Genomic DNA, 7,415 nt, shown 5'->3' on the forward strand with positions numbered 1-7,415 from the left:
TAGAATCTAGATATCGTCAGTTCGCTCAGAAATCAGATAATCACCTTTTCTTTGATTGACTTGAATAAGCATTTCTGCAAGAAATCCCGCTAAAAAAAGCTGCATTCCAATAATCAGTGCTACTAAAGCTAGGAAAAACAGCGGTTGATTTACTACATCCCTGAGTGGCATATGATGAAATTGCCTGAAAAGTTTCTCCCCAATTATCCAAACAGCAATGAAAAAACCACTTATAAACGATAAACTACCAAAAACACCAAAAAAATGCATTGGATTCTTTTTAAACCTCGACACAAAGGTCACGGATAATAAATCAAGAAATCCAGTAACAAAACGCTTCATTCCATACTTAGAAGTACCGTATTTTCTAGCCCGATGTTCAACTACTTTCTCCCCTATGTTAGCATATCCATTCCATTTAGCAATCAGTGGAATGTATCTATGCATTTCTCCATATACATGTATATTCTTAGTGACATCCTTTCTATAAGCCTTCAATCCACAATTAAAATCGTGGAGTCTAATACCAGACACTTTTCTAGTTACCCAATTAAAAAACTTAGAAGGAAGAGTTTTACCTATAGGATCGTGTCTTTTCCTTTTCCAGCCAGAAACAATATCTAACTTTTGCTCTACAATCATCTTTACAAGCTCCGGAATTTCATCTGGACTATCTTGCATATCAGCATCCATCGTAATCACTACTTCACCTGAAGCATGATCAAAGCCCGTCTGCAAAGCAGCTGATTTACCATAATTGCGATTAAATTTCAAACCAATTACTCTTTGGTCTTCTTTTGAGGCTTTAAGAATAGTCTTCCAGGACCTATCTGTACTACCATCATCAATAAATAAAATTTCAGTAGATATAGAATGAGAGTCTACAACGCGAAAAATCCACTCCAAAAGTTCTGGAATGGATTCTTCTTCGTTATAAACAGGTATAACTAGTGATAATTTTTTATCCTTCAAATTCAGGTTCTTTCTTTTTGATGATTGCACCAGTGATTAAAGCCAGTATAGCATAAACAATCAGACCCCAAAGAAACCCAACGATTGATCCTGTAACAGTAAACCTATCTAAAGTATCATTACGAGACTTTTCAAGAGCCTCTTCCATTTGATCTTCAGGCATACCAAAGTTTTGCATCATAGCTTCCGCATTTTCAACAGATTGATCAGCCAACATAGTAGGCAATTCAGGATCAATAACGTTGTACAATAAAATATTGAAAACTGTTCCAATAATACCTGCAACTACCAATAATTGCATAGAGTATACCCATGCTTTCCCGAAAGCCATAAAACCTCCAATTTCTTTTCGATGCTGTATTCCGAAGTAGGAAACTAAAGCAATAAAGATTAGAAAAAACAAGATCATCCACATTGACACTAAGAAAGCAGGATTAACAATGTAAATTAAAAGGTTGAGTACGATGCTTATTACACCGACAATTAACCCAGACTTGATTGCGTGATTGTTCATAAGTTATTTAGGTTTTTTTCTTAAAATTATGGCAACTACAGGCGTAATCAAAAAAGCAGAGAAGAGTTTATTCCGAAAGGTCATTTGAACAAGCTGAGCGGAACTCATATTTGAAATTGATCTATACCGCTCATTTAACGTTTTTTCTCCCAATTCAATAAGATAGAATTCCTCGTTTTTCTTGAGAAGCATGGTAGCCCCATTCTTATAAGCTTCTAATATACTCGAATCTGTTTGAGTAATAATATAGAAAGTGGCTTCAAAAAGTAAAATAGCAGGGATAAAAACAATAAACCCGATGCTTATCCCCTGCCAAAAATGAAGAAATCCATCATTCCTGAAATCTTTAAATTCTTTACCCGCAAAAAAAATAAACAAAAAATAGACTCCAAGATCAAACCAAAAATGGCGGCTATCTAGCAAGGGATTACTTCCAAAATTGATTGAAACAAAAAAAATACCAATGAGGAATATTCCACACAATACAGAATATTTAATTGCTGATTTTATCAAAATAATTTAATTGAGAGTCAAAAATTCCCTATTAACAGTACCAACCACTTTTCCCCGTAATTGCATATTCCAGAAAGGGGAATTTTTAGATTTAGACAAATTAGTTTTCTCATCAAAAAACCAGTTCAGGTCTTCATCACAAATAGTTAATTTAGCTTCTTCTCCTTCAGCAATTTTGACTGGATCTAATCGTAATACTTTTCGCGGGCCATTCACAATCTTGTCAATTAGTATTTCGAGAGGAATATCTTCCGCTAATTTTAGCAAAGAAGGAAAAAAAGTTTGAATGGATATATTTCCAGGTTCAGCAAGGTCAAACTCCAATTGCTTCACTTCCTGTTCTAATGGACGATGGTTTGAACAAATTGCATCTATTGTTCCATCTTTCAATCCCTTAAGAAGTGCTTTCCTATGGACACTATTCCTGTAAGGAGGTAAACTTTTCATATTAGTGTCAAAAGATTCAATAGAATTATCTTCGAAAATCAAGTGATGCAAGCCTATGTCGCAAGTGATCGATAAACCTTCCTTTTTTCCTCTTTTAATAAGTTCTAGGCTTTTGCCAGAAGTTATTTTAGAGAAGTGAAGACGACCTCCACTATACTTTAATATTTCAATATCCCTTTGCACAATAAGCTCTTCAGAAAGAGGTGGCTCGCCACGAAGACCAAGATTTGTACTTACTCTTCCTTCATGCATGTGCGTATTACTCGAAATATTCAAATCACGAGAATTTTGAAAAATTGGCACATCAATACTACTTGTATATTGAAGAGCTTTTAGAAGTAGTTCAGAATTCCAAATTGGCATATCCCCTTCAGAAAAAGAACAAGCACCAGCATCAATTAAATCCAAAATTTCGTTAAGATTCTCTCCTTTCATATCCTCACTAAGCGCTGCAGTAACATGTAAGTCAACAGATTGATTAGATTTTTTTATTATATAACCAACATCACTCTTGGAGGTTATAGGAGGCATTGTTCCTGGCATTAAACAAACATCAGTAAATCCACCTGCTTGAGCCAGCTTTGAGCCAGAATCGATATCCTCTCGATACTCAAATCCAGGGTCGTTAAAATTGGCATTTAAATCAAACCAACCGCAGGTAACTATTTTTCCTGTAAGATCAATTTCTTTTTTTGCAGATTTACCGGTTAAGGAGGAAATCTTACCCTTTTCGATTAATAAATTGACCTGTTTTAAATGAGATTGGGAATTACAATCTACGACGAGTACATTCTTAAGTAGTAAACTCATTTGAGGTATCTGTGCAATCCTGTTTCTATTAGGATAAACAATATCATCAAAATTAATGCATATTTCCATATGTCGTGCTTAGAAGACATTTTAGATACTAAATCATTAAAATTATCGTCAGACTTTAACACGCTTATATTCTCGTATTCCGAAAATACCTTTCTCCATGTCTCAATTTTAGCAGACCTCATAATTGATTCAGTTCTAGAAATATTTATCGCAACTTCTTTTAATGTGTCATTTCCTTGAAGGAGATAATATTTACCTGCACTAATATCATCCGGTATTTCTAATACCATTCGATCTCCATATGAATTGAAAGATGGAATAACTTCATAAGCATTACTTTTAATTCTAACTGGTATGTCTGAAACGGACTCTGATATCGTAATCAAATCGTTCGGATAAAAATAAGAAGGCTCTACTTCCTTTGTCGAGGAAAAAGCAATTTGATACATAATAGGAAGAAAAAGCGAATGGCTTTCAAATTTTGTCTCGTTACCTTCTAGGATGAAGTTAAAGAAATAGATTAAACCAGACCGTAAAAGAAAAGGTCGACCATCTCTGTATTTTATTATTACTTCAAAATCACCTTCAAAATCAAAAAAAACATATTCCTTTGGTAAAGAAACTTCTTTTGAATTACGAGTAAAAACTCCTTGAAGGAGAGGATGCGAATAGTCAATGTCAATTTCAGTCAGTTGATTAGTTCCTGCTTTTATTATATGGAGTCCTAGAAATTTATCGTAGCTATCTATAACAATAGAATCAGGAGGAAAAACAACAAAAAAAGTATTACGAAACTGATCCAATAAACTTGTTGGGATAAATGAGATACTATTTAAAATAATCAGATCATTCATCTTTACTTTGTTGTAATCCAGGGAGTTAATGGATTGCATATTCAAATCAAACAAGTCTTTCTTATCAAAAATCAAATTCAACGCTTTTGAATCATTAGTGTTGATAATACTCACTCTAGGAACCTCTTGCTTTGGGATTACAAAATGAAAAATATTATCATAGATTACTTCATCACCATCAATAACTATTTCATAGCTACCTGTTGATGTTTTAGGAAGATCGAATTGAATCTCATCCAATTCAGAAATTTCTTTAACCACCGAACTAAATTGACGGTCACCCTGCATCAACTTTATAATAACATTCCCCTCTTCAGCATTCCACACTTCAAAACTGACAGTAATAATTTGTTGAGAGATATCTTTTTGGCTTGGTTGAATAGACAGCGTATCAACATTTATATTTCTCATCCGGTTTAGATCTTGTGTAAGGACTATATTGTAGACCTTACTTGAATCAAAAAATGTATAATCTACGCTTTCTGGATTTGAAGCCTGGAAATCGCTGAATATATAATTATATTCAGCTAGATTCTCAGTAAAAGAATTTTCGATTTCACTTAAAATAGAATTTGTGTTATTGACAATATCAAAATCAACCTCTTCGAATAGCGACTTATCTAAGTTTTTTTTCTGTTTATTATCAAAATATGATATTGATTTCACGCCTCGATCGAAAGAATTTCGCATAAATTGTTCTACAATCAAACCTTGATCATTGACCAAAGAACTTCCTGAATTATCAAAATAAACAGAAACAGAATTCGGAATGGTCTTAGTTTCAGCAAATGAAAGAATAAAAACAATTACCGATAGGACAATCAGGGTTCTCGTAGTTAAAATTAACAAGTACTTTAACCGATAATTTGATTTCGTTTTGGAAGATAAGTTGGTAATGTACTTTATCGATGAAAAGTATATCTTTTTTGCCTTCCTAAAATCGAAAAGATGAACAACAATAGGGATAATCAAAAAAGGAAGGAAATACCACCACATAAACTAAGCTTAAACAATTAAGATTGATATCTATACGAACATCTGAATAGCAAGTTATGCAAAACATTAGGCACAGGCTCAATGAAAGTCCATGCTTTGAAACAAAAAAAGGGATATTGTTTTCACAATATCCCTTGATAATAAAAACTGGCAACGACTTACTCTCCCACCTGTTACGGCAGTACCATCAGCGCTGACGGGCTTAACTTCTCTGTTCGGAATGGGAAGAGGTGGACCCCGTCGCTATAATCACCATAAAATTTGCCTATATCCATTTAATGGACAGGACTTAATGTCTTGACATTAAAAATGAAAGATTCACATGAAAAACGCGAGTTTATCGAAACGCTTCAAAAAAGTTTACGAGTAATTAGTACTGCTCAGCTTTGACATTACTGCCTTTACACCTGCAGCCTATCTACGTCCTAATCTAGAACATCTCTTAAAAGAAATCTCATCTTGTAGTGGGTTTCGCACTTAGATGCTTTCAGTGCTTATCCCTTCCCAACGTAGCTACCCAGCAGTGCTCCTGGCGGAACAACTGGTACACCAGCGGTTAGTCCAACTCGGTCCTCTCGTACTAAAGTCAGATCTACTCAAATTTCTTACGCCCACAACAGATAGGGACCGAACTGTCTCACGACGTTCTGAACCCAGCTCGCGTGCCACTTTAATGGGCGAACAGCCCAACCCTTGGGACCTTCTCCAGCCCCAGGATGTGACGAGCCGACATCGAGGTGCCAAACCTCCCCGTCGATATGAGCTCTTGGGGGAGATCAGCCTGTTATCCCCGGAGTACCTTTTATCCTTTGAGCGACGGCCCTTCCATACAGAACCGCCGGATCACTATATCCTAGTTTCCTACCTGCTCGGCTTGTAGGCCTCACAGTCAAGCACCCTTATGCTATTGCACTCTGCGCACGGTTACCAAGCGTGCTGAGGGTACCTTTGAAAGCCTCCGTTACTCTTTTGGAGGCGACCACCCCAGTCAAACTACCCACCACACACTGTCTCCCTTTCGGGGTTAGGCATCAGATAAATAAAGGCTGGTATTTCACCAATGACTCCACCATGCCTGACGACACAGCTTCAGAGTCTCCCAGCTATCCTACACATCATTTACCCAATACCAATGTGAAGCTATAGTAAAGGTTCACGGGGTCTTTCCGTCCCGTTGCGGGTATCCGGCATCTTCACCGGAACTACAATTTCACCGAGCTCATGGTTGAGACAGTACCCAGATCGTTGCACCATTCGTGCAGGTCGGAACTTACCCGACAAGGAATTTCGCTACCTTAGGACCGTTATAGTTACGGCCGCCGTTTACTGGGGCTTCAGTTCAATGCTTCTCCGAAGATAACATCCCCCCTTAACCTTCCAGCACCGGGCAGGTGTCAGGCCGTATACATCCTCTTTCAAGTTCGCACAGCCATGTGTTTTTGATAAACAGTCGCCTGGGTCTTTTCACTGCGTCCTACCGAAGTAGGAGCCCCTTCTCCCGAAGTTACAGGGCTATTTTGCCTAGTTCCTTAACCATGAATCACTCGAGCACCTCAGGATTCTCTCCTTGACTACCTGTGTCGGTTTACGGTACGGGCACCTTTATCCTAACCTTAGAGGTTTTTCTTGGAAGTCTGCTTAGGTACACTATCCACGCATCCGAAGATTTGTGGTACTATCAGGTTCAGCAAGATCTGCGGATTTACCTACAGTTCTTATACCTACACCCTTCAACGTACTATTCCGTCAGTACGCGGTACTTTCACTACTCCGTCACCCCATCGAAAATAAAGGTGGTACTGGAATATTAACCAGTTGTCCATCGACTACCCCTTTCGGGTTTGCCTTAGGTCCCGACTAACCCCCGGCTGATTAGCATTGCCGGGGAATCCTTAGTCTATCGGTGGGCAGGTTTCTCGCCTGCCTTATCGTTACTTATGCCTACATTTGCTCTTCTCTAGTCTCCAGCATGACTCACGTCACACCTTCATTGTTTAGAGAATGCTCCCCTACCATCATAAATGATCCTAAGCTTCGGTATTGTACTTGATGCCCGATTATTATCGATGCTCTGCCGCTCGACCAGTGAGCTGTTACGCACTCTTTAAATGAATGGCTGCTTCCAAGCCAACATCCTGGCTGTCTAAGCAGCTGAACCTCCTTAGTTCAACTTAGTACAAATTTAGGGACCTTAGCTGTAGGTCTGGGTTCTTTCCCTCTCGGACTTGGACCTTAGCACCCAAGCCCTCACTGCGGAATATATTTATCAGCATTCGGAGTTCGTCTGGATTTGGTAGGAT

The 7,415-nt window shown here is 37.8% G+C and carries 5 protein-coding genes and 2 rRNA genes (1 of these 7 cut by a window edge); all 7 read right to left on the minus strand.

Annotated features, from left to right (window positions below):
• Nucleotides 1–6: 6 nt before the first annotated feature.
• Nucleotides 7–972, minus strand: coding sequence for a glycosyltransferase family 2 protein (locus tag ABJQ32_10900; GenBank protein MEP5290152.1), 966 nt, complete (start codon nt 970–972; stop codon nt 7–9).
• Entirely contained in the window at nt 962–1,486 is a 525-nt protein-coding gene (locus ABJQ32_10905) for a DUF4199 domain-containing protein (GenBank protein ID MEP5290153.1), read from the minus strand. The genes ABJQ32_10900 and ABJQ32_10905 overlap by 11 nt, the downstream gene beginning before the upstream one ends.
• A gap of 3 nt (nt 1,487–1,489) precedes the next feature.
• Entirely contained in the window at nt 1,490–1,999 is a 510-nt protein-coding gene (locus ABJQ32_10910) for a DUF4199 domain-containing protein (GenBank protein MEP5290154.1), read from the minus strand.
• 6 nt (nt 2,000–2,005) lie between these two features.
• Nucleotides 2,006–3,256 carry a dihydroorotase gene (locus tag ABJQ32_10915; protein MEP5290155.1) on the minus strand — a complete coding sequence of 417 codons (1,251 nt, stop codon included), beginning with the start codon at nt 3,254–3,256 and terminating at the stop codon, nt 2,006–2,008.
• Nucleotides 3,253–5,115 carry a BatA domain-containing protein gene (locus ABJQ32_10920; GenBank protein ID MEP5290156.1) on the minus strand — a complete coding sequence of 621 codons (1,863 nt, stop codon included), beginning with the start codon at nt 5,113–5,115 and terminating at the stop codon, nt 3,253–3,255. The genes ABJQ32_10915 and ABJQ32_10920 overlap by 4 nt, the downstream gene beginning before the upstream one ends.
• A gap of 145 nt (nt 5,116–5,260) precedes the next feature.
• A 5S ribosomal RNA gene (rrf, locus tag ABJQ32_10925) occupies nt 5,261–5,372 on the minus strand.
• Nucleotides 5,373–5,465: 93 nt separating this feature from the next.
• A 23S ribosomal RNA gene (locus ABJQ32_10930) occupies nt 5,466–7,415 on the minus strand (it continues 914 nt past the right edge of the window).

This window comes from Marinobacter alexandrii (assembly GCA_039984955.1).
Taxonomy (GTDB): domain Bacteria; phylum Bacteroidota; class Bacteroidia; order Cytophagales; family Cyclobacteriaceae; genus Ekhidna.